Here is a 23,300-nt window from a genome sequence, read left to right on the forward strand (position 1 = left end):
GTTCGTTGTCCATAAGCACGATCGTTGTTGAAGTGTTCTTCGGAGTGCTTCCCTGGCGGTCTGCTGGATTGATGTTGCCTGACCGCGCATCACCGGATTGCATCTCGAGAAGCTGGTCTTAAGACAGGCTGCAAGTGAACCGCTCGGCGTGGTTCCAATAAAGCAGACCTGTCGAACACGTCGATGGCATTGTTAGAAAGCGCGATTGTAAAAGGTAATCGCGCATAGCTGGTCTGGTGGCTGCAAGGTCTCCGGATTTTGGCTGTTGCGGCGCACTGAGAGGTGCCCGTATGGCCAGATTTGGCACCCCTTCGAGCGCAAGCGAGGAGGATAGGTTTGCCAGATCCAGCAAAGACGATGAGCATTGGCAATGAGAACGATCAAGTGTCAAAAGGGCATTTGGTGGATGCCTTGGCATGCACAGGCGATGAAGGACGTGATACGCTGCGATAAGCCGTGGGGAGCTGCGAATGAGCTTTGATCCATGGATCTCCGAATGGGGAAACCCACCTTAGATGCTTGGAAAATTTAAGCCGTGCGAGAGCACGGCTTAGGTTTCCAAGCATTGTTACAAGGTATCTTATTCTGAATTCAATAGGGATAAGAAGCGAACGCAGGGAACTGAAACATCTAAGTACCTGCAGGAAAGGACATCAACCGAGACTCCGCAAGTAGTGGCGAGCGAACGCGGACCAGGCCAGTGGCAATGAGGAATGAAGTGGAACGATCTGGAAAGGTCGGCCGTAGCGGGTGACAGCCCCGTACACGTAGAACACTCATTGTCCTTGAGTAAGGCGGGACACGTGAAATCCTGTCTGAACATGGGGAGACCACTCTCCAAGCCTAAGTACTCGTGCATGACCGATAGCGAACAAGTACCGTGAGGGAAAGGTGAAAAGCACCCCGACAAGGGGAGTGAAATAGAACCTGAAACCGGATGCCTACAAACAGTCGGAGCCCGCAAGGGTGACGGCGTACCTTTTGTATAATGGGTCAACGACTTAGTGTGACATGCAAGCTTAAGCCGGTAGGTGGAGGCGTAGCGAAAGCGAGTCTGAATAGGGCGCCTTAGTATGTCGCATTAGACCCGAAACCGAGTGATCTAGCCATGAGCAGGTTGAAGGTTGGGTAACACCAACTGGAGGACCGAACCCGCATCTGTTGCAATAGATTGGGATGACTTGTGGCTAGGGGTGAAAGGCCAATCAAACTCGGAAATAGCTGGTTCTCCGCGAAATCTATTTAGGTAGAGCGTCGACCGAATACCCCCGGGGGTAGAGCACTGGATGGGCTATGGGGACTCACCGTCTTACTGATCCTAACCAAACTCCGAATACCGGGGAGTACTAGTCGGCAGACACACGGCGGGTGCTAACGTCCGTCGTGAAGAGGGCAACAACCCTGACCTCCAGCTAAGGTCCCCAAGTCATGGCTAAGTGGGAAAGGATGTGAGGATCCCAAAACAACCAGGATGTTGGCTTAGAAGCAGCCATCATTTAAAGAAAGCGTAACAGCTCACTGGTCTAAACAAGGGTCTTTGCGCCGAAAATGTAACGGGGCTGAAGCCATGCACCGAAGCTGAGGATTTGATCGCAAGATCAAGTGGTAGCGGAGCGTTCCGTAAGCCTGTGAAGGGATACCCGTGAGGGGTCCTGGAGGTATCGGAAGTGCGAATGTTGACATGAGTAACGATAAAGAGGGTGAGAGACCCTCTCGCCGAAAGACCAAGGGTTCCTGCTTAAAGTTAATCTGAGCAGGGTTAGCCGGCCCCTAAGACGAGGCGGACACGCGTAGTCGATGGGAACCACGTTAATATTCGTGGGCCTGGTGGTAGTGACGGATCGCTTAACTTGTCCGGACTTAATGGATTGTCCGGGCTTGGACGCGGTCCCAGGAAATAGCTCCACCGTATAGACCGTACCCGAAACCGACACAGGTGGTCAGGTAGAGTATACCAAGGCGCTTGAGAGAACTGCGTTGAAGGAACTCGGCAAATTGCACGCGTAACTTCGGAAGAAGCGTGACCCCATTATGGGCAACCATGATGGGGTGGCACAGACCAGGGGGTAGCGACTGTTTATCAAAAACACAGGGCTCTGCGAAGTCGCAAGACGACGTATAGGGTCTGACGCCTGCCCGGTGCTGGAAGGTTAAGAGGAGGGGTGCAAGCTCTGAATCGAAGCCCCAGTAAACGGCGGCCGTAACTATAACGGTCCTAAGGTAGCGAAATTCCTTGTCGGGTAAGTTCCGACCTGCACGAATGGCGTAACGACTTCCCCGCTGTCTCCAACGCAGACTCAGTGAAATTGAATTCCCCGTGAAGATGCGGGGTTCCTGCGGTCAGACGGAAAGACCCCGTGCACCTTTACTATAGCTTTACACTGGCATTCGTGTCGGCATGTGTAGGATAGGTGGTAGGCTTTGAAGCAGGGACGCCAGTTCCTGTGGAGCCGTCCTTGAAATACCACCCTTATCGTCATGGATGTCTAACCGCGGTCCGTCATCCGGATCCGGGACAGTGTATGGTGGGTAGTTTGACTGGGGCGGTCGCCTCCGAAAGAGTAACGGAGGCGCGCGATGGTGGGCTCAGAGCGGTCGGAAATCGCTCGTCGAGTGCAATGGCATAAGCCCGCCTGACTGCGAGACTGACAAGTCGAGCAGAGACGAAAGTCGGTCATAGTGATCCGGTGGTCCCGCGTGGAAGGGCCATCGCTCAACGGATAAAAGGTACGCCGGGGATAACAGGCTGATGACCCCCAAGAGTCCATATCGACGGGGTTGTTTGGCACCTCGATGTCGGCTCATCGCATCCTGGGGCTGGAGCAGGTCCCAAGGGTTTGGCTGTTCGCCAATTAAAGCGGTACGTGAGCTGGGTTCAGAACGTCGTGAGACAGTTCGGTCCCTATCTGCCGTGGGTGTAGGAATATTGACAGGATCTGTCCCTAGTACGAGAGGACCGGGATGGACATATCTCTGGTGGACCTGTTGTCCTGCCAAGGGCATAGCAGGGTAGCTATATATGGAAGGGATAACCGCTGAAGGCATCTAAGCGGGAAACCCACCTGAAAACGAGTATTCCCTTGAGAACCGTGGAAGACGACCACGTTGATAGGCCGGGTGTGGAAGTGCGGCAACGCATGAAGCTTACCGGTACTAATCGTTCGATCGGCTTGATCGTTCTTGTTGCCTATGCTCATCAAACGAAGTTTGATGATGCTATCTTCTGTCCTCACGCGGTCGCGATCCAAAGATCGCTACGCTGCGGACGGCGCCCCGGACGTCCGGCGGCTCGGCTTTGCCGGCTGCTGGAGTGATCCGGATAAGACGCAAAGACGTGTTCAAAAAAACGAAGCAACAGCTTCACCAGCTTCTCAAATCAGTTTGCTCCCCTCCGGGGAGCAAAGCTTGCGCTTTGCCGACCTGGTGGTTCTGGCGGGGTGGCTGCACCCGTTCCCATTCCGAACACGGCCGTGAAACGCCCCAGCGCCGATGGTACTTCGTCTCAAGACGCGGGAGAGTAGGTCGCTGCCAGGTCTGCAAAGCGCAAGATAAACGCCGCTCCCCTTCGAGGCCAAGCCGAGAAGGAAGAAGCCAGCGGCAAAAAAACATCTTCTCACACACACGCCAAAAACGGCGAACAAACAACTCGAAAAATAACGCGGGGTGGAGCAGCCCGGTAGCTCGTCAGGCTCATAACCTGAAGGCCGCAGGTTCAAATCCTGCCCCCGCAACCAACGATAACAGCACCCGTTCATCCCAAGGATGAGCGGGTTTTTTTGTGCCTGGGGCCAGGGCTGTTGATTTCACTAGAACTGACCCGGTATTCAGGTATTCACCCAGAAATTCCCTTTTGTGCATGGAACGGGGTTATGCCGTGGTCCTGACGCTGTTCGGGTCTGGCCATCAGGCCGGCGAGAGCCTTCCGGAAGCAGTTGCTGTCCTAGCCCTTGCCGCCGAGGAGGTCAGTGGCGGGCGGCAGCACGCCGAGCATGCGCGTGGCACTCTTGTGATCGTGCATCTGGCCTTCGGCTAGGAGCAGCACGAGCGGGCGGCCCGCGGCGGCCAAGATAGTGTACCGCTTGGAGTTAAGCCTGCGCCCTATCGTCTCGTAGACATGGTCGATGAGTTCTCATTACATCATGCCGGGCAACCAAAGCGAAAGCTGCGGTATTGCCACAAGGATGATCAAGGTCAGGAGCATTGCAATCCAGAAAGGGATCACGCCGCGGAAGATATCGATCAGGGGCACCTGCCTTGCCACCGATTTCACGATAAAGACGTTGATCCCCACCGGCGGCGAGATTAGCCCCATCTCAAGCGTCAGCACCACGAGCACGCCGAACCAGATCGGGTCGATCCCGAGGTCAAAGATCACCGGCAGAAAGATCGGCAGGGTCAGTACCAGCATCGCCAACCCTTCCAAGAAGCATCCAAGGACCAGGTATATCGACAAGATGAGGATCAAGGTTCCGTAGACGCCAAGGTCAAGTGAGACCAGCAGGTGGCTGACCTCGGCGGGCAAGTGGCTGAGGGCGATGAAGGGGTTGATCAGATGTGCGGCGATCAGGATCAGTATGACCGAAGCTGTTGTAACAATGCTGCTTTGCGCCGCTTCCCAAAAGCTGCGCAAGGTCAGTGTTCCGCCAACGGCACCGATCGTGATAACCAGGGCAGCGCCAATCCCCGCGGCCTCGTTCGGCGAGAAATAGCCGGTGTAGATGCCTCCGATGGTGATGAAAATCACGACAAGGATCGGGATTGCGCCTAGAAATGCGCGGCCCTTTTCGGTCATGCTCGTGGGTGGGCCTTTCGGCCCCATTTCGGGGTAGAGGGTGCAAAGGACCGTTACTGTCAGAAGGAATGCCGTCAGTAGCAGCACACCGGGCAGAATGCCGGCCATGAACAGTCGGCCGATGCTTTGTTCGGTCAGGATCGCGTAGATGACGAAGCCGGTGGAGGGCGGGATTAGGATGCCCAGAGTGCCTCCGGCGGCGACAACGCCCGTGGACAGCCGTGGGCTGTAATTGAACCGATCCATCTCTGACAGGGCGGTGCGTCCCATGGTCAGCGCCGACGCCACGGAGGAGCCGGAGAGCGCCGCGAACCCGCCGCAACCGATCACCGTCGCAGCAGCCAGCCCGCCACGGATCTGGCCAATGGTCGCATAGGCTGCCTCATACAGGCGCCGGCTCATTCCCGTGACGCTCGCAACGTTGCCCATCAGGATAAACAGCGGCACCACGATCAGTTCGGAATTTGAGGCCAGAGCAAAGGTTTCCGACGAAAGCAGCCCTGTTGCGGCTTGCAGGCCATTCAGAACCCAGATCCCGCCAAAGCCCACCGCGAACATGGCAAAGGCCACAGGAATACGCATGAGCAGCATGGCCAGAAGCAGGCCGAAACCGACTGTGCCGACAACGATGGGGCTCATAGGGCGTCCTTCTCGGGGTGGTGTTGTTGACCCGAGCCAAGAAGCAGCGTCACCGCTCGCAAGAGCATGGCAAGGGCACCCACCAGCGACAAAGCGCAAAGGGTATACTGGAACCAAGCAATCGGCAGACGCAGCAGGTTTGTCGAGAGATTCAACATCTGGCTCAATTGCGCGCTTTTGAAAACGGTATAGGCGATGAGAACGAAAATGATGACGCCCAGCAGGGCCGAAAAGACATCGATCACCCGGTTCATTCCCGGAGGGAAGGACTCCTGGAAGATATCAACGACGATATGACCGTCCATTCGGTCGCACAACGCCATGCCGCCGAAGACGATGACGACCATGGTCATAATGATGAGATCCTGCGAGCCGTAGAGCGGCATTCCGAAGTTGCGGCCGATCACGTCCACCACGATCACCGCGACGATGAACAGCAATCCCAGCGTTCCCAAGAATGCGGAAAGGCCAATCAGCCTCTCCGTCGCTTTTTCCAGGAGGGCGAGCATCATTCGTCCCGCATAGCGGCCAGCGTTGCTTCTCCGCCCACGTTGGCAACATAGGCGTCTGTCACTTCGGCCAGCGCATCGTTGAAGGCCTTGCTGTCCTCAGCGCCCAGGTCATTCACGACCGTGCTATCGGAGGCGCGCGCCGCCTCAAGTGCGGCCTCCGCCGTGGCGACCCACGCCTCCTCGGTCAATTTCGAGATCTCTTCGCCCTTGATCGCGTCGACGGCGGCTTTTGCCTTTTCCGGCAGGCCCTCATAAATCGACTTGTTCATGACTGTGTAGAAGGTGAGGCGACCGAGGTTCGGTCCGGTGGTCACACTCCCGACTACTTCGTTGAGCTTGAAGTCGGACAGGACGGACGCGCCACTGACCAAGCCGTCGATTAGGCCCGTCTGAAGGCCATTGTAGACCTGCGTCATCGGGATCTGCACCGGCGTCGCGCCAAGCGCCTCCATGGCCTCGGCTGAAATCGCTCCCGCCACTCGGATCTTCAGCCCCTTGAGGTCTTCGGGTTTGCGGATTTCCTTGTTGCGCATCATCAGGATGTTTGGTTCGGAGGTCCACAGAGCGATCACCTCGGTCATCGGGTATTCGCCGTCCAACTCGTCGAAGGCGCGCCAGAGCGCGGAATAGCCCGGTTGGTCGAGCGGCAGTGCACCGGGAAGTTCGAGGATCAGGCTTTTAGGAAATTGAGACGACGTATAGCCGTGGACGCCCCAGCCCATATCGGCCGTGCCCTGCACGATGCGCACAAACTGGTCCGCCGGTCCCGCACCCAACTCGCCACCGTGGAAGGCGCGCAGCTCGACGGCCCCATCGGTGCCGTCCTTGATCGCTTTGGCCAGCGGTTCAATCTGTGCTTCGTTGATCGTATGAAAAGGCGGCGCCCAGTTAGCATATTTCAGCTCTTGCGCACCGGCGCTGGCGACCAGAGATAGGGCGATTGCCGCCCCGAAAGTAGCTGACTTGATATTCATGGGTTCTCCTCCCGTTTGAAGCTTCGTCAGATGAGTGCCTGGATGTTTGCCAGACACGGAATTTTCCGGTCACCGCTCATGCGGCGATGATGGCGTCTACCATCGCGTCAATGTCTGCCAGGCCTCCCTTTTCCAGTAGACGGCGGGCCTTCATGTGGACGCGCGCGTTGTTGACCGTCTCGACCGCGACCAGACCTCGGGTATCGAAACGCGCGACGATCCCTTCTGCAACTTCCTCCTCCGTCGCGTCCGGACCGGCGTATCCGGCAATCTGCAATTTCTGATCGCCCTGATCCGACCAGAACCAGGGCAACGCGGCATATTCCGCCATGTCTCCCTTAGCGATCCGGGCTGCGATCAGCCGCGCGTGATCCGTCGCCGCCTGCACGCTTTCCAGCCGGATATGGCGCCCTGTGCGCGGGTCGGGATACGAGGCGCAATCTCCAAGGGCGGAGATGGCCGGATCTGACGTGCGCAAATTTGCGTCTACGGTGATGCCATTTCCGGTTTCCAGACATGCATCCTCGGCCAGTTCGGTATTCGGGCGGACACCAGCGGCGAGAAGAACAAAGCTGGCGGGGATCCTGGTGCCGTCCACTAGGGTCACACCGTCCCCGTCGACGCCGACGGCAGGTTGGCCAAGATGCAGCTTCGTGCCCAAGTCGCGGTGGAGCGCCGCGAAATGCCCTGACATCAGTGGCGATACCGCGCGCGCCATCAGGCGGGAGGCCGCCTCGATCACGCTGACATCATGGCCAAGCTTGCGCGCCACTGCGGCAAATTCCAGCCCGATGAAACCGCCCCCGATCACCGCGATGCGCTGCCGTTTCGTCAGCCGGTCGCGCAGAACGGCAGCATCGCGCAGCGTGCGAAGATCGCAGGCGCAGTCCAACCCGTCGACCGGGGGGCGCAGATTGCGCGTGCCCGTGGCGAGGATAAGGTGATCGTAGGGCAGATTTCGCCCACCGCCCGGCCCTGACAGCCTGACCTCCCGCGCCGCGCGATCAATCTGCTCGACCCTGGTTTCGGGCAGATGCGCCACGTTCTTGGACGCAAAGAAGCTTTCGGGGCGAATTGTCAGCGCTTCCGCGTTGCCGTCCAGCAGATAGGCCTTGGACAAGGGAGGGCGCAGATAGGGCAACCCCGGTTCGGCGCCGATCAGTGTGACTGATCCGGCAAAGCCGTGCTGGCGCAGGCTGATTGCCGCCTGAAGTCCACCTTGCCCGGCACCGGCAATGACAACAGCTTGCGGTGTCATAGCTGTTCCTCGGGCAGGTGGACCACAAGTCCGTCGAGCGATTTGTCGAGCTTGATCTGGCAGGACAAGCGGGACCGTTCGGTGACTTCCGACGCCGCGCCTTCGAGCATATCCGTCTCATCTTCCGAGCGAGGGGTGGCACGGTCCTGCCAGGCCCGGTCAACATAACAATGGCAGGTCGCGCACATCATCGATCCGCCGCATTCGCCAACGATCCCCTCAACATCGTGCGAAACCGCTGCCTGCATCACGCTGGTTCCTTCTTCGGCCTCGACGGTCGTTTCAGTCCCGTCATGGGCGACGTAGGTCACCTTGATCATTCTTTCCTCCGCGTTTGTGTTTCTCGCCGCAGGCAGAATTCAGTTCAATATCACCGGCAGATTGATCGGACCGCGGAAGCCGAACCCCCTCCAGACGACCGCGTCTGGATCGGGCAGGCGCATGTCTGGGAACCTGTCGAACAGCATCGGAAGGATGATCTTTCCAACGGTCCGACGGGCCACATGGGCACCCGCGCAATGATGCGGCCCATTCCCAAACGCCTGATGCGGATTCTTGTCGCGGAAGACGAAGAACTCTTCGCCGTTCTCGAACAGGTCCTCGTCACGGTTGGCTGAGGCCTGCACCGTCATCACCGTGTCGCCTTTGGGGATATCAAACCCGCCAAGTATGGTGTCTTCGGTCACGAGACGCGAGCTGACCTGGATCGGAGCGACCCAGCGGATCCCCTCTTCAAACGCCTTGTCCCAGGCTTCCTGGGCGCGCACCTCCGCCAACTGGTCCGGATTGGTGAGCAGACCGTAGACGATCGTGGCCAGCGCATCGCGCGGCTCGTTAATGCCGCCGCCGATGGCGATCTTGATGTTGGAATAGATCTGGCTCATCGGGATCGGATCATCGGCATTCAACATTACCGAATAGGCCGATCCGTCCGGTTCGGCTATTCGTCTGTCGCGCAAGCGGGCGAAGAGCGCATCCATCTCGTCGTTCGCGCTGTCAGATGCCGCGAAGGGTTCGGGCTTCCAGCCAAAATTGCCGGCGCCGTCGATCAACAGCTGCGACCAGCGCTGCATCTGTTCGTCCGTCGCCTCGGGAATGCCAAGGATATGCGCAAGAATCCGCGCCGCCAGCGGGCCGCACAATTCCCTGAACAGATCCACCGGCTCGCCACGCGGCAGCCGGGCAATGTAGTCTTGCGCCAGAGTTTCATAAAGCGGGGCCCAGTCGGACCGGATCCGCTTTGGCGTCAATGCCTGCGAGATCGCTTTGCGTTCGGCCATGTGGTCAGCGCCGTCCTTGCGCATCAGCGTATGGGCGCGGAATGCGGGTTTCATCGGCGTGTTGGGATCGTCGCTGCTGAACAGTGCCGGGTTGTCCTTGACCTGCTTCGTCAACGCCGCCTTGGTCAGCAGGGTGCGCCCCGTCGACGCCACCCGCAGCACCGGGCTTTCGGCACGCAGCCTGCGGTAGATCGGATAGGGGTCCGCGCTGAGCTGATCGAGTGTGATATCCTGGTCCAGCGGTGCGAGCGCCATTTTCCCCTCCCAAATTCTCCTTGTCATCCTGCGTAAGGGGAAGGCGCTTGCCGATCAATGCGATGGAATTATTATGCTCCATCAAAAGATTTGATGGAGCAGCGTGCATGACGCCGGCCAAACCCAATCCTGCCAGTATCAATTTTGCCGCTCTGGATACGCTGCGGCTTGTCGATGAGCTTCAGTCGTTTACCGCCGCTGCCGAAAAGCTTCAGGTAAACCAGTCCGCGGTCAGCTACACGATTGCCAAGCTGCGCGCCTGTTTTCACGATCCACTCTTCGTTCGGGAAGGCGGGCAACAGGTGGCGACGGAACGTTGCAAAGAGATCCTGGCGAAGTCGCTCCAGATGCTCGAAATGCTGGACGAGATGGCGCAACCCGAGGTGTTCGATCCCCGGCTGTCGGAACGGAACATCACCATCGCCTGCAATTACTACGAGCGCATCCTGCTGGTCCCCGATATCATCGCCGCAATCCGCCGACAGGCTCCACATATGACAGTTAAGGTGATCAATGCGCTTGGCGATGGTCATCTGAGACTTCTGAATCGCGAGGCAGATGTACTGGTCGGACCGTTCGCACGCACGGAATCGGGATTTCATTCACGAAGGCTCTACGTCGAAGAATACGCCTGCCTTATGGACCCATCGCACCCGCTCGCCGACGGGCAACTCGACATTGCGCGCTACCTGGACCTGAACCACGTTCTCATCGATTATGGCGGCGGATGGAAATCCGCCTATCTACAGGAATTGGAGGCCGCCGGCCACACATTGACTCCGACCGTTGCCGTGCCCAGCCCCGCAGGCCTGGCAACGCTGCTTGCCGGCTCGGACCTTGTCGCCACAATCCCGCGTCGCCTCGGAGAGCGAAGCGCGGATCATCTGGTGGTCGCCGAAAGCCCGTTTCCGGGCAGATTCGATCTATCGATTGTGTGGGCCGCCCACACCAATGGCTCGGCCATGCACCGCTGGCTGCGAAACACGATCTGGGAAACGTGTAGAGGTTAGAGTGGGGACTAAGCCCGCCGTTCAAGGGCAGGCGACTGGCTTCCGCTGGCGGGCAGTGCGTCACGGTGTGCCGATCCGCCGGCCCGTCGCCCGAACCGTTTCTCCCAAAGCACCCCGTCTCAAAGACCTGCACCGGCTCTATGCGTCCCATGGACGCACGGCGCGGCAAGCGCTTCGCCATCGGCACGAGACCTGTCGCGCCGGTCACGCCGCGGGGCGGGCACATCGGCCAATGAATTTGGACGCGCCCGGCGCGGGGCATCCCGCATGCGATGTGCGACTAACGACGAATGTACCAAAGGTTTCAGAAAGGTTACTTGTTGTCATTCGTCCACTCCTGCGCGGAGGCGGGATGGGTGGGGAGACGGCGCCCGCTGGGCGCCAATCGTGGAAAGGGAGGACCACACGTGGCGGACACACCTTCGTCCAATGCCTATTGGGCAGCCAACATTCGCATAATCTACATTTGCCTGGCGATCTGGGCGATCGTTTCCTACGGATTCGGCATCCTGTTGCGCCCGGCGCTTTCGGGCATTGCCGTAGGCGGAACCGATCTCGGCTTCTGGTTTGCGCAGCAAGGCTCGATCATCTGCTTCATTGCGCTGATCTTTTTCTATGCGGCGTACATGAACAAGCTCGACCGCGAATTCGGCGTCGACGAGCAATAGGGGCGGAACACGGTTATGGATCAATATACCCTCAATCTGCTGATCGTAGGGGCGTCCTTCGCGCTCTACATCGGCATCGCAATCTGGAGCCGGGCAGGCTCCACCGCTGAATTCTATGCGGCAAATCGCGGCGTCAATCCGGTGATGAACGGTATGGCGACCGCCGCCGACTGGATGTCGGCCGCCTCCTTCATCTCCATGGCGGGCCTCATTGCCGGTGTCGGCTACATCAACTCCACCTATCTGATGGGCTGGACCGGTGGCTACGTGCTGCTCGCGCTTCTGCTTGCGCCCTATCTGCGAAAGTTCGGAAAATACACGGTTCCGCAATTCATCGGCGACCGCTTCTACAGCCAGAAGGCACGCCTCGTGGCGGTTATCTGCCTGATCATCATCTCGGTAACCTATGTTATCGGGCAGATGACCGGCGCCGGCGTCGCCTTCTCGCGCTTCCTCGAAGTCGAGGTCTCGACGGGCCTGTGGATCGCATCCGCCGTCGTGTTCGTCTATGCGGTGCTGGGCGGCATGAAGGGCATTACCTATACGCAGGTCGCGCAGTATGTAGTCCTGATCATCGCCTATTCGATCCCGGCGATCTTCATTTCCATGCAGCTCACGGGCAACCCGCTGCCGTGGCTCGGACTGTTCTCGACCCACACCGAGTCGGGCCTGCCGCTGCTGCAGAAGCTCGATCAGGTCGTCACTGACCTCGGCTTCAACGCCTATACGGCGCAGGGCTCCACGCTTAACATGACGCTGTTCACCCTGTCGCTGATGATCGGTACGGCGGGTCTGCCGCACGTCATCATCCGCTTCTTCACCGTCCCGAAGGTGGCTGACGCGCGCTGGTCCGCCGGCTGGGCGCTGGTCTTCATTGCGCTGCTCTATCTTACGGCTCCGGCTGTCGGCGCCATGGCTCGACTGAACATCATCGACACGATCTTCCCCAGCGGTCCGCAGGCCGAAGCCGTCCTTTACGAGGAACGGCCCGACTGGATGCGCAACTGGGAGGTCACGGGTCTTCTGAAGTACGAGGATAAGAACGGCGACGGACGCATCCAGTACTATAACGATACGGCTGCCGGCTTCACAGAGACCGCGGCCTCGCGCGGATGGAGCGGCAACGAACTGACGATCAACAACGACATCCTCGTTCTCGCCAATCCGGAAATCGCACAGCTTCCGGGCTGGGTCATAGCTCTCATCGCCGCCGGCGGTCTGGCTGCGGCGCTTTCGACGGCGGCAGGCCTGTTGCTTGCGATCTCGTCCGCCATCAGCCACGACCTCATCAAGGACTGGCTGAAGCCGGATATCTCGGAAGCGGGCGAGCTTATGGCCGCTCGTGTCGCGATGGCAGGTGCAATCCTCGTGGCCACGCTGTTGGGCCTCAATCCGCCTGGCTTTGCTGCCCAGACGGTGGCTCTCGCCTTTGGTCTTGCGGCCTCAAGCATCTTCCCGGCGCTGATGATGGGCATCTTCTCGAAGCGCATCAATGCGGCGGGCGCAACGATCGGCATGCTGGTCGGCCTGATCGTGACGTGCCTCTACCTGTTCACTTATCTGGGCTGGTTCTTCATCCCGGGTACGAACATGCTCGAGAACGTTCCGGCCAATTATCTGTTCGGTATTCCGCCGACGGCATTCGGTCCGATCGGCGCCCTGCTGAACTTCGGTGCCGCCTACATTGTGTCGGCGATGACAGAGGCTCCGCCGCGGCACGTGCAGGACCTCGTCGACTCTGTCCGCATACCGCGCGGCGCAGGTGCAGCGACAGGCCACTGACCATCAGCTGAAAAGCGGGAGCGGGCGGCGCCAGCCGCCCGCTCCCTCCTTCCACAAGGGCACCGCCGCCACGATGGCTGCGCGAGGGCACAATGGAAGACACGAACCCGGATATCGCACGGTTCCTGGAAACCGCACATCCCTACGACAGCCTGCCGCGGGAGGAACTGGAGCGCGTGGCTCGCAAGTTCCGTAGGGTCCATGTCCCGGCGGGCGGCGAAATCTACAAACGCGGCTATCCGCTTCCGGGTCTGTATCTCGTCATGGAGGGCGCGGTAGAAGTGCGCGACGCCTCCGGCACCGTTGTCTCGCAACTCTTTCCACGCAATTCGCTGGGCGAGCGTGGTCTGCTGGCCGACGGCCGCGCTGTCACCAGCGCTTCCGCGTTGCAGGATACGGTTCTGCTGATGCTGCCGGCGACCGAATTCAAGCGGCTGATGGCGGAGCATGCAGTCTACAGCCGCTTCTTTACCCGCGGCCGCGAGGCAGCCGCCCGCCGTGGGGACTTCACGGTGCGCAAGGTGAAAGATCTCATGTCCTCACCGCCTCGCTTCTGCGCACCGTCCGACAGCGTCCGTATCGCGGCGGAAATGATGCGAAAGTTGAAAATCTCCGGCCTTGCGGTGGTCGAGGACGATCGGTTGGCCGGCATCGTGACGACACGCGATCTGACCGCCCGGGTCCTTGCAGAAGGTCTCGACCCGGCCTCGACCCCTGTTTCTGCCGTCATGACCCAAGACCCAGTCAGTCTGGAGCAGGAAGCTCTCGGTTCGGACGTGCTCAACCTCATGCTGGAGCGGAGAATCGGGCATTTGCCGATCGTTGCGGGCGAGCGGCTTGTCGGGATGATCACCCAGACGGACGTCACGCGCTTCCAGGCATTGTCTTCCGCACTTCTCATCGGGGACATTTCAACGGCGGAGAAGGTTGCCGACTTGCGGGCGAATGCTGCGCATGTTCCGCAACTGCTTCTCCAGCTTGTCGGCGCCAATACGCCGCACGAGGTGGTGACGAGGCTGATCACCGACGTGACGGACGCAATCACGCGCAGGCTCATTGCCCTTGCGGAACAGGAACTGGGTCCGCCGCCGGTCCCCTATGTCTGGCTGGCTTGCGGCAGCCAGGGCCGGCAGGAGCAGACGGGGACCAGCGATCAGGACAATTGCATCTTCATCGACGACTCTTTTGAGGAGTCGGCGCACCGGTCATGGTTCACAAAGTTCGCCCGTTTCGTCAGCCACAACCTCGATCAATGCGGTTATGTCTTTTGCCCCGGCGACATGATGGCCACTAATCAGCGCTGGTGCCAGCCGGTGCGCATCTGGCGGGAATATTTCGACCAATGGATCCATGTTCCGGAGCCCATGGCTCAGATGCTTGCGAGCGTGATGTTCGACCTGCGGCCGATCGCCGGCGAGGCGACGCTCTATCGCGACGTCCAGGCTGAAACCCTGGAGGCAGCCAGTCGGAACTCGATATTCGTGGCCCATATGGTGAGCAACTCGCTCAAGCACGCTCCGCCTCTGGGGCTCTTGCGCGGATTTGCGACGATCCGCAGCGGCGAGCACCGCAACCAGATCGATATGAAGCACAACGGCGTCGTGCCGGTCGTGGATTTGGGCCGCGTCTATGCCCTGACGGCGCGGCTCACACCGGTCAATACCCGTGCGCGCCTTCTGGGCGCCGAGGAGCGGGGCGTGATTTCAGGCGCGGGCGCTCGCGATCTGATCGCAGCATACGACCTGATAGCCGAGGTCAGGCTTCGCAATCAGGCGACGCAGATCAAGGCCGGCCAGCGGCCAACCAATCACCTCGCTCCCTATGATCTAGGCGAGTTCGAACGATCCCATCTTCGGGATGCGTTCGTCGTGGTACGCACGATGCAGTCGGCGCTTGCCAACTCCGGCATGGCGCCCATCTAGAGGAAAAATGCATGTTGTTTGAGTTCATTGCAGCCTTGGTTGCCGGCGTGGCGCTCGCGGGGATCATGATGCTCATCCGTTGGATGAGCAGGGGGCGTCTGCCGCGATGGGTCGTGCCGGCTGCAGCCGGCATCGGTATGCTGGCCTACGCGGTCTGGAGTGAATACAGTTGGTTCGCGCGTGCCACCAACGCTATGCCGCCCGGCACCGTGGTGACGTGGAAGAACGAGGAGCGCTCCTTCTGGCGTCCCTGGTCCTATTACGCGCCGGTCATCAATCGCTTCACGGCTGTCGACGTGGCGCACGCACAACGACATCCCAACCAACCGGGCCTGGTCATCGCCGACATTTTGCTTTCCGCGCGTTGGAAGACGCCAGCTCGCATCAAAGCCGTCTTCGACTGCAACGGCAACCGTCGCGGGGATCTGCTGGGCGAGAATGTTTCGGTGGCAGGCGATGGGACGATCGTCGGCGCCGAATGGGTAGAGGTCTCAGCGGACGATCCTGCCCTGCAGGCGGCCTGCCGCGAAAGCTGAGGATGCCATGGTCATGCGACTGGGTTTGCGAAGTCGGATTTTGCTTTTCTTTGTCGCCATCGCCGCAGGCGCGATAGGGGCGCTCGGCCTCGGCCTATGGGGCGCCTACCGCCGCGAGTCCAGCCCCGAGATACTCGACGTTCTCCTCCAAGTCGCCGCCGTGGGAAGCGTCGGCATATTCATGGTCGTCGCCGGTATCTGGCTGCTGTTCGACCGTCATGTCGCGCGCCCGATCGAAGCGATGGCTTCGACCATGCGGGCGCGGGCGCATGCACAGGTCGAGCAGGGAATAGACAGCCACGGGGCGCGCTATCTCGGTGATCTTGCCGCGGCCGCTTCGGTGACGACGGCCGCTTTGAGCGAGACCCGGAATGCGCTTGCCGAAACCGTGGCGCGCGAAACGGCCAGACTTTCCTCCGACAACCAGAAGCTGGAGCAACTCCTGGCCGATGTGGCGCCGGCGGTTCTGCTATGCACCGGGCGTCACCATCTCGCATTCTACAATACCTCTGCCCAAGAGATGCTGGCGACGGCCGAGACCCCGGTCTGTCTTGGCCGGAGCCTGTTCGACTACCTGAGCGACGGTGCGCTCAGGTCTGCATATCAGCGCCTCGTGGACATGAATACCCCGGATGCGGTCCTGGAATTTGTCTGCACCGCCTCACGCCGGCGGCGTCTCGCGGGCCGTATGCGACTGACCGGCGGCACCCCTCATGATGCCGGCGCCTACGTGCTGACCTTGCGCGACGTGACGGAAGAGCTTGCCGCCTGCGCAAGGCGCGACGTGCTGCTGAGCGACGTCTTTTCGACGATTCGACCGGCGATCGAAATGCTGAAAGAGAGGGCCGATCGTCTTGACGTCGCGTCCGGCGCCGCCACCGGCGCTTTGCTCGCGCACGACATCATGGGACTCGACCTCGCAGTGCAGGCCCTCGAGTCCCGTTTTGAAAACTGTCAGTCCGATGGCTGGCCCATGGCATGGATGGACGCCAGCGAACTCGCGCATCAGGTGCAGCGCGAATTGTCCGCCTCCGGCATCGCGGTCGAGATTGATACCGATTTGCTTACCGCCCGGTGCAACATGCCCGATATCGTGTCGCTCTTTGCACATCTTGCCCGGCAGATAGCGCAGGACCGCGCCGTGAGAGAATTCGTCTTCTCCGTTCGTGAGCTCCAAGCTGAAGGAATAGTCAATCTGGAGTGGTGCGGGACGGCTATCTCCGACAATCTTTTGCAGCAGTGGCTGCATAAGCCTGCGGATGACCAGTCGCCGACAGCGGATGCCATTCTTCGCGCTCATCGAACGACGATGCTTTCCGCGAGCTTCACGGAGGGCCGAGCATCACTGATGATGCGGCTGCAGCACGTGAAGAAGCTGCAGCCGGTTCCGGCCCGCTTATCCCGATCGGTCACATACGATTTCGAACTTCTGTCCCTTCCACGCTACGACAGGATCGCCGAGGCGCGCCTCGACGATCTTGCATATGTCGTGTTCGACACGGAGACCACTGGTCTCTTGCCCGAGCAGGGGGATGAGATCGTGCAGATCGCCGCAGTCCGGATCGTCAACGGAAAGCGCGTCGAAGGGGAAACATTCGAAACGCTGGTCAACCCCGGCCGGCGCATTCCCGCTGCCTCGTCGGCGGTCCACCGAATCACCGATGCCATGGTCGAGGATGCACCGGGCGTGGCCGAGGTTGTTCGGCGATTTCACCGCTTTTGCGACGGCGCGGTGCTCGTCGCCCACAATGCCCCGTTCGACATGGAGTTCCTGTATCGCAGGGAAAACGAGCTCCGCATAAGCTTTACGAATCCGATCCTCGATACGGTTCTCCTGTCTGCCGTCGTTTTCGGACGGCAGCATGCACATACGCTGGATGCACTCTGTCAGCGCCTCGGCGTCAGCCTGACGGAAGCGGTGCGCCATACGGCAATGGGTGATGCAGTTGCCACTGCAGATGCATTTTTGCGGCTGCAGGCGATAATTGCCGGACGCGGGCTCGAACGCCTCGGTGACCTGCTCGCGGAAGTCTACCGTCATCGCAAGCTCGTTCCCGAACGTCCCCGGGAGGTCACGCGTGCGATGAAGTTGGGGTTGGCTCCCCATTCAACGCAGCTGCCCTTCAATGCAACCCGGCATGCGCGTGGAGCATGAAGGACGCGTGGAGCATGAAGGAAATGTAATGCTCCGGCCACTGTAAAGTAATTCCGGAGCGTCCAAGTTGAAGATGATGCTGCAGGTGCGAAAGCAAATGTGACGGAGTCTTCAACCATGCGTCCAACACAGAATATTCTTGTTTTTCAAGGCGGCGGCGCTCTCGGCGCCTATCAGGCCGGAACATACGAAGCGCTTCACAAGCACGGCATCAAGCCCGATTGGCTGGCAGGCATCTCCATCGGGGCAATCAACTCCGCAATCATCGCCGGAAGCCCGCACGACCGCAGGGTCGAAAACCTGCGGGAGTTCTGGCATACGGTCTCCGCCGGTCTCGATTTCGACTTCCTCCCGGAGGATGATTTCAATAGGCGCATGTTCAAGGACTGGGCGGTTCTGGCGGGTTCGATCACCGGTGTCCCCGGCTTCTTTTCTCCCCGGCTTTTCACGCCCTTGCAGATCCTGCTCAACCCGGATCTGACGATCAGTCATTACGACACGGATCCGCTGATAAAGACCTTGGACCGGCTGGTCGACTTCGAACGCGTCAACCGGGGCGACGTACGCCTGAGTCTCGGCGCGGTCAATGTGAAAACCGGCAATTTCGCCTATTTCGACAATCGGGACACGGTGCTCACGGCACGGCACGTCGCCGCTTCCGGCGCGCTTCCGCCCGGTTTCCCACCCGTCGAAATCGAGGGCGAGTATTATTGGGATGGCGGCCTCGTCTCCAACACGCCGCTGCACTATGTGCTTGCCGCTGACGGGTGCAATTCGGACCTCTGCATCTTCCAGGTCGACCTGTTCTCGGCGCGAGGCACGATACCGCGCGATCTGCTCGAGGTTGACGCCCGCAGCAAGGAAATCCGCTATTCCAGCCGCACCCGCATGAACACCGACGAATTCGCACGCAGGCAGATCCTCCGGCGGGCTGCGCGCCGCCTGTTGGAGAAACTTGCACCGGACCTGCGCCGGATGATGAGGATGCGGCGCTGCTGCGCTCCATCGGCGTCGAATACGATGTCACCATCGTCCATCTCATCCATCGCGCAGCCTCCTATGATTCCCATGCCATGGATGCCGAATTCTCCCGTTCGCTCGGGGGGAAGCCTGTCGCGAGAAGTGGCGCACACGAAGGAGACTGTGAGATGAAGCTCGACGGGAACTAGCCATTGTAATGGATTCGGCCAGCGGCATTGGCGCCGCCATCGCCAAACGATTCGTCGAACAGGGCGCAAAAGCGGTGATTGCCGACCTCAACCTCGAGGCCGCACGGGTGAAGGCTGACGGACCGATGTCGGACCGGGAGAGGCAATCGGCATTGCCATGGATGTAACCCCATGAACAGGCCGTAAATGCCGGCGTTGCGGCTACCGTCGAACGCTTCGGCGGGGTGGAAATCCTCGTCTCGAATGCAGGCATCCAGATCGTCCATCCTATTGAGGAATTTCCCTTCGCCGACTGGAAAAGAATGCTGGCTGTCCACCTCGACGGCGCGTTTGAAGACCTGCGTGCCGCATATGAAGGCGCAAGGCGGCGCGGCCGCGGCGCTTTTCCTGCAGTCTTCGAGACCAACGCCCCTGACCGGCCAGTCGCTGACCGTCAGTCATGGCTGGCACATGTGCTGAACGGCGCTGACTTTCGAGAGCGCAAATCTCTTGACAGTAACAGTAGATGCTGATCCTTTTCGGTAAGCGTCAGGTTAATCGGGTGTAGGTGGAGCATTTGTTACATGGTTAGCAGCGTAAAGAACGACAGATTTTTAGTCGTTTCTGATGCAGTCAATAATATCGCTTTGGCTTCTTCTGGAAATACGAGCAGCGATAAGAAAAATACAACTGCTGGGCGGAAGATCGATCCGAACAATGAGCCGTCAGCTTCCGTATTCCTTCCTGGTGCAATTTCCACGAAGAACGCGGTCCTTCCGCCTGTGAGCCTGGCGAGCACGAGCAGTTCCGGGTCGGCGGCGCCGGTGGAAGTTCTGCCGGATGTTCCGGCCCCGGTGCTTGCATCGTCTCTGTTCGGTTCGTCTCGCCTCTATGATAACGGGTTGCTTTCCGAGATCGCGAAGCGCCCGGACCTTTTCAAGAAGACGATTGATATCCTTGCCAGGCGAATGTTCGGGGATGACGCCGCCGCAGCCAAGGCATTCAGCGGAGCTTTGTTGGAAAAGCTGCCCGTTGTGCTGAACGAGATCGCGACAGGCAAGCTCTCGATCAACGATCTGCCGAATTCCCTGGGCTCGATCGGTGCGAGTCTTTCCGTCCCTGAGGGCGTGAGGGCCTCCAAATACCAGTTGGCGCTCGGGGAGGCCCTGCTGGCTCTGACCCAGGGTGCTGCCCTTGCTTCGCAGACCTGGCCGGACACCCTGGATCAGCCCGTGATGGGATTGGACAAGAATGGCAAGCTTGTGCGGTTGCCGGCATTCAAGTCCATGGGCGACAGGCAGGTTGAAGCCTTGATCGGCATTGCGACCGGTCTTGCCGGACGATGGATCTCCGAAGTCAATACCGGTGCCTATCGGCCCGGAACGCGCGGGTACGACCGGAGGCAGATGGACGCAAGCCTCTTTGGCGGCGAAGACAAGGGCTGGGACAAGCAGCTTGGTCAAGCCTTCGGCGTCGGCGTTCTGCAGCACTCGGTCGACCTGACGGTCACGACTATCAACAATCTCGTGCCGGAGAGCGAAATAGAGGCGCCGAAGATTTACGGACAAGCCTTCGTCTACGATCGCGTGCTGCCATCCATGGACGGTCAGCTCGGCCGAACCATCTTTGGCGGCGAGCTTTACGACCGGAACCTGATGGAGGCCCTGTCCGGCCGAATGGAACTCTTCCGGCCCGCCGTCGAGATGATGGCCAGGAACCTTTATGGCGATAACGAAGCGGCGGTCGACGCTTTCGTTGCCACGGTAATGGAAATTTTTCCCTCGTTCTGGGAGAAGACGGCAAATCGTGAATTCTCTGGGCGCGATATCCAGGGGCACTTCGACCGTCTCCTGAGAGACGTCGACGTGCCGTCGGATATTAGTGCCGGCGAGTTCAAGGCCGCAGTTCAGGATGCCGTCACGGCGCTTATCCATGGCGGCGCGCTCGTTGCGCAATCGCAGCCGAAGGATGTCGGTCAGCCTCTGGTTGTGCGGGACGCTCACGGCAATTTCGTCAGGCAGACCGGCCTGAACACCTTTGGCGATGCGGAAATCGCCGCCATGATCGCGGGAGCGACCGGACTTGCCGGGCGCTATGTTGCGGATATGCGTGCCGGCACCAAGGAGGATGTGCGAAGCCCGCTATCGCCCCAGCATATGGCCGAGATCGACAGAAATATGTTTGCCACCGAGGATCTCGGCTGGGATGAGCAGATGCTCGCGGCCTTCGGGTGGGCAGACTCGAAGACCGCATCCGACGTGTTGACGGATTTTGTCGGGAACCACGCGGATGGAGCGGCTTTCGAGAGTCCGAAGCCGCCAGAGGCGGAAAAGGCAGACGATCCGGTCGTCAGCGAAGAATCCCGGAAGGTGAGTGCGGAGTGGCGCAGCAAAGGCACCGCCTCGACCACTTATGCCGCTGACATGGCAAGCTTTGAAGACAAGAAGTTCCAGTTTCTGGAAGAGGCGGTCGAGGACGTCGACAGACGCTTCGTCGGCTCCGGCAATATTTACGCGCTTTACAAGCTTTCGGCCGAACAAAGGGCTGCCTTGCTTCACGATCTGCTGAAGTTGAAGGCCGAGTTCGAATATTGGGCCGACGACACGAGACCGGCTTCCATCGACGACGATGTGGACCATGATGACGTGTCGCGCGCAAGAAAGGAACTCGACAGGCGCATTGAGAAGCTGCTTGTGGATCCCGATACCTCTGCCTACCTCGACAAAGTCATGACGGATGCCAAGAGGGCTTTCCTGGCCCGGCCGGAAAATGCCGATCTGCGAACGCGCCTGGAAAATGCCTATCTTAACGACATTGTTGGCGGAAAAGCCATCGACCGGGCGTTGGCCGAAGGCAAGTCATTCGAGGAGGCGCTCAACGACTATGCCCGCGAAAACGCGGAACTGATGGGAACGCTCGATCCGTCATTCATCGAAAAGCATGGCGGCGCAGCGTCGGCCACCCTGAGCGCAATCGTCTACGAGCACTATGCCTCCGGCAACAATACGGAAATTCTCAAGAACGCGTTTCCCGAGGGCGCTAATTTCGATGAAGCAGTTCTGCCAACCATCGAGAAGATGGTCGACGACTTTCTCGAAAAGAGCGGGGGCCTCTATCCGGACAGGAAAGAGGCCAGGGATGCACTTATTCGACAGGTTCTCACCGACACTAACAGGGTAACAAGCGCCATCCGGGGCGGCATGAGCATGGAAGATGCCTGGGCTGACTACCAGGCTGACGTGAAAGGCAAGCTCTCCAACAGCCCCATGTACCGTGACCTCTACAAGGCCGGGATCACGCACATGGTGCAGGCGGTCACGATGGGGATGGTGATCACGTCCACTCTCGTGACCGACAAGTCGAAGTGGGACGGCAAGCGGATCGCGACGACGATTGCAATGGGCAGCCTGGTGGCTGGTTACCTACTCGAGGGCACGGGCAAATTGATGTCGAAGGTGGGTGGTAGGTTTGCTCCCTTCACCGATAACCGGCCGATCACCCTCCAGGCTCTCCTGAAGCAGAGCAAGATCGGCTATTTCTCCAATCCGAACAATACATTGTTCAACCCGACGGCTTTGAAGACCGCCGGACAAGCCCTTGGCGTTGCCGCCGGCATCATCTTCTCCGCGGTGTCGTTCATCGACGCGAAAAAGGCGTTCAAGGAGGGCGACAAGCCCCAAGGCGCACTTCTTGTCACCTTGGGGGTGAATGGTGCACTCGGCAGCGCCCTCGGCTTGAGTGGTGCGGTGCTTGAAGCGGCCGTCCCCTATCTCACGGCGACTTTCTCGAATGGCGCCGCCTGGGTCGCTACGAGCGGGGCCGTCATGGCGGGCGCCGGCATGGCGCTGGCCGCCGTCGGTCTCGCGGTCGGCATAGGCCTCAGTGTCTATATGGGATTCAAATCGTACAACAAGTACAAGAAACGGGTGAACGGCATGCGCGATCGCATGGAGACATACACCGGCATAAAGATCCCGTTCGAGAATAGCCGTAGCCGCGATACGTATGAGCAGCCTCCAGAGATCAAACGCCACGGCGGGCCGGCAAAATTCGACAGGACCATCACTGTCTCCGCCGGACCTCTACCAACTTGAAGCGTGCCGCTCGCCTGGACTGCTGATCGAAGCGCATCTCCGCTCCTGTGGCACTGCGAGCTTCACTGCGGAGGCTGGATCCTTGTATCGGGATCAGCAGCCGGGCGACCGTGACAGCGCCGCGCGTCTTTTCAGACGCTCGAAGGTCGCTGAAACTCTCTGAGACTGCGCATCGGTCCGAAAAGCGGTACGATTTTCGGACCGATGCGTAAAATCTTCGGTGCGTTGCCTGAGGCCGCGTAGCGCGATGGCAATAAGCAAAAAGCTGGAACTCC

The 23,300-nt window shown here is 59.7% G+C and carries 16 protein-coding genes, 1 tRNA gene, 2 rRNA genes and 1 pseudogene; 14 read left to right on the plus strand and 6 right to left on the minus strand.

Annotated features, from left to right (window positions below; translation table 11 throughout):
• Nucleotides 1–378 precede the first annotated feature (378 nt).
• The 4 genes from SJ05684_RS16495 to SJ05684_RS29705 all read left to right on the plus strand — a co-directional run bounded on the left by SJ05684_RS16495 (nucleotide 379) and on the right by SJ05684_RS29705 (nucleotide 4,033).
• A 23S ribosomal RNA gene (locus SJ05684_RS16495) occupies nucleotides 379–3,178 on the plus strand.
• A gap of 241 nt (nucleotides 3,179–3,419) precedes the next feature.
• Nucleotides 3,420–3,534 (plus strand): 5S ribosomal RNA (rrf, locus tag SJ05684_RS16500).
• A 123-nt stretch (nucleotides 3,535–3,657) separates the two neighbouring features.
• A tRNA-Met gene (locus SJ05684_RS16505) sits at nucleotides 3,658–3,734 on the plus strand.
• Between the two features lie 122 nt (nucleotides 3,735–3,856).
• Nucleotides 3,857–4,033, plus strand: coding sequence for a hypothetical protein (locus SJ05684_RS29705; protein WP_157211965.1), 177 nt, complete (start codon nucleotides 3,857–3,859; stop codon nucleotides 4,031–4,033).
• Nucleotides 4,034–4,132: 99 nt separating this feature from the next.
• Here SJ05684_RS29705 and SJ05684_RS16510 read toward each other — a convergent pair whose 3' ends face one another.
• From SJ05684_RS16510 to SJ05684_RS16535, 6 genes are all read right to left on the minus strand, one after another.
• Nucleotides 4,133–5,431: a TRAP transporter large permease gene (locus tag SJ05684_RS16510; RefSeq protein WP_034853284.1), complete on the minus strand. Its 1,299-nt coding sequence runs from the start codon at nucleotides 5,429–5,431 to the stop codon at nucleotides 4,133–4,135.
• Entirely contained in the window at nucleotides 5,428–5,943 is a 516-nt protein-coding gene (locus SJ05684_RS16515) for a TRAP transporter small permease (RefSeq protein ID WP_083846094.1), read from the minus strand. Before SJ05684_RS16515 ends, SJ05684_RS16510 begins: the two co-directional genes overlap by 4 nt.
• Nucleotides 5,940–6,917 (minus strand): TRAP transporter substrate-binding protein, encoded by a 978-nt coding sequence (locus SJ05684_RS16520; protein WP_034853285.1) that lies wholly within the window; start codon nucleotides 6,915–6,917, stop codon nucleotides 5,940–5,942. The genes SJ05684_RS16515 and SJ05684_RS16520 overlap by 4 nt, the downstream gene beginning before the upstream one ends.
• A gap of 76 nt (nucleotides 6,918–6,993) precedes the next feature.
• Entirely contained in the window at nucleotides 6,994–8,175 is a 1,182-nt protein-coding gene (locus tag SJ05684_RS16525) for an NAD(P)/FAD-dependent oxidoreductase (protein WP_034853287.1), read from the minus strand.
• Complete coding sequence (locus SJ05684_RS16530; RefSeq protein WP_034853288.1) at nucleotides 8,172–8,495, minus strand: 2Fe-2S iron-sulfur cluster-binding protein; 324 nt, start codon at nucleotides 8,493–8,495, stop codon at nucleotides 8,172–8,174. The genes SJ05684_RS16525 and SJ05684_RS16530 overlap by 4 nt, the downstream gene beginning before the upstream one ends.
• A gap of 39 nt (nucleotides 8,496–8,534) precedes the next feature.
• Nucleotides 8,535–9,710, minus strand: a complete 1,176-nt coding sequence (locus SJ05684_RS16535; protein WP_034853290.1) for a cytochrome P450 — start codon at nucleotides 9,708–9,710, stop codon at nucleotides 8,535–8,537.
• A gap of 47 nt (nucleotides 9,711–9,757) precedes the next feature.
• Here SJ05684_RS16535 and SJ05684_RS16540 point away from each other — a divergent pair, with 47 nt between their 5' ends.
• The 10 genes and pseudogenes from SJ05684_RS16540 to SJ05684_RS16580 all read left to right on the plus strand — a co-directional run bounded on the left by SJ05684_RS16540 (nucleotide 9,758) and on the right by SJ05684_RS16580 (nucleotide 23,025).
• Complete coding sequence (locus tag SJ05684_RS16540; RefSeq protein WP_202947456.1) at nucleotides 9,758–10,720, plus strand: LysR family transcriptional regulator; 963 nt, start codon at nucleotides 9,758–9,760, stop codon at nucleotides 10,718–10,720.
• A gap of 407 nt (nucleotides 10,721–11,127) precedes the next feature.
• Nucleotides 11,128–11,388 (plus strand): DUF4212 domain-containing protein, encoded by a 261-nt coding sequence (locus SJ05684_RS16545; protein WP_034853294.1) that lies wholly within the window; start codon nucleotides 11,128–11,130, stop codon nucleotides 11,386–11,388.
• Nucleotides 11,389–11,403: 15 nt separating this feature from the next.
• The gene (locus SJ05684_RS16550) at nucleotides 11,404–13,170 is read left to right on the plus strand and encodes a sodium:solute symporter family protein (protein WP_034853296.1); all 1,767 of its coding nucleotides are present in this window, start codon (nucleotides 11,404–11,406) and stop codon (nucleotides 13,168–13,170) included.
• A 92-nt stretch (nucleotides 13,171–13,262) separates the two neighbouring features.
• Nucleotides 13,263–15,092 (plus strand): DUF294 nucleotidyltransferase-like domain-containing protein, encoded by a 1,830-nt coding sequence (locus SJ05684_RS16555; RefSeq protein ID WP_034853299.1) that lies wholly within the window; start codon nucleotides 13,263–13,265, stop codon nucleotides 15,090–15,092.
• Between the two features lie 11 nt (nucleotides 15,093–15,103).
• On the plus strand, nucleotides 15,104–15,628 hold the full coding sequence (locus SJ05684_RS16560) for a hypothetical protein (RefSeq protein WP_034853300.1): 525 nt from the start codon (nucleotides 15,104–15,106) through the stop codon (nucleotides 15,626–15,628).
• 13 nt (nucleotides 15,629–15,641) lie between these two features.
• Entirely contained in the window at nucleotides 15,642–17,783 is a 2,142-nt protein-coding gene (locus SJ05684_RS16565; protein ID WP_157211966.1) for a 3'-5' exonuclease, read from the plus strand.
• 117 nt (nucleotides 17,784–17,900) lie between these two features.
• Nucleotides 17,901–18,877, plus strand: a pseudogene (locus SJ05684_RS16570) (patatin-like phospholipase family protein); the annotation flags it as partial.
• Nucleotides 18,878–18,960: 83 nt separating this feature from the next.
• Complete coding sequence (locus tag SJ05684_RS30440; RefSeq protein ID WP_244426612.1) at nucleotides 18,961–19,119, plus strand: hypothetical protein; 159 nt, start codon at nucleotides 18,961–18,963, stop codon at nucleotides 19,117–19,119.
• A gap of 57 nt (nucleotides 19,120–19,176) precedes the next feature.
• Nucleotides 19,177–19,464: a hypothetical protein gene (locus tag SJ05684_RS30445; protein WP_244426613.1), complete on the plus strand. Its 288-nt coding sequence runs from the start codon at nucleotides 19,177–19,179 to the stop codon at nucleotides 19,462–19,464.
• Nucleotides 19,465–19,755: 291 nt separating this feature from the next.
• On the plus strand, nucleotides 19,756–23,025 hold the full coding sequence (locus SJ05684_RS16580; protein WP_157211967.1) for a hypothetical protein: 3,270 nt from the start codon (nucleotides 19,756–19,758) through the stop codon (nucleotides 23,023–23,025).
• Nucleotides 23,026–23,300: the final 275 nt, after the last annotated feature.

This window comes from Sinorhizobium sojae CCBAU 05684 (assembly GCF_002288525.1).
GTDB classification, from domain to species: domain Bacteria; phylum Pseudomonadota; class Alphaproteobacteria; order Rhizobiales; family Rhizobiaceae; genus Sinorhizobium; species Sinorhizobium sojae.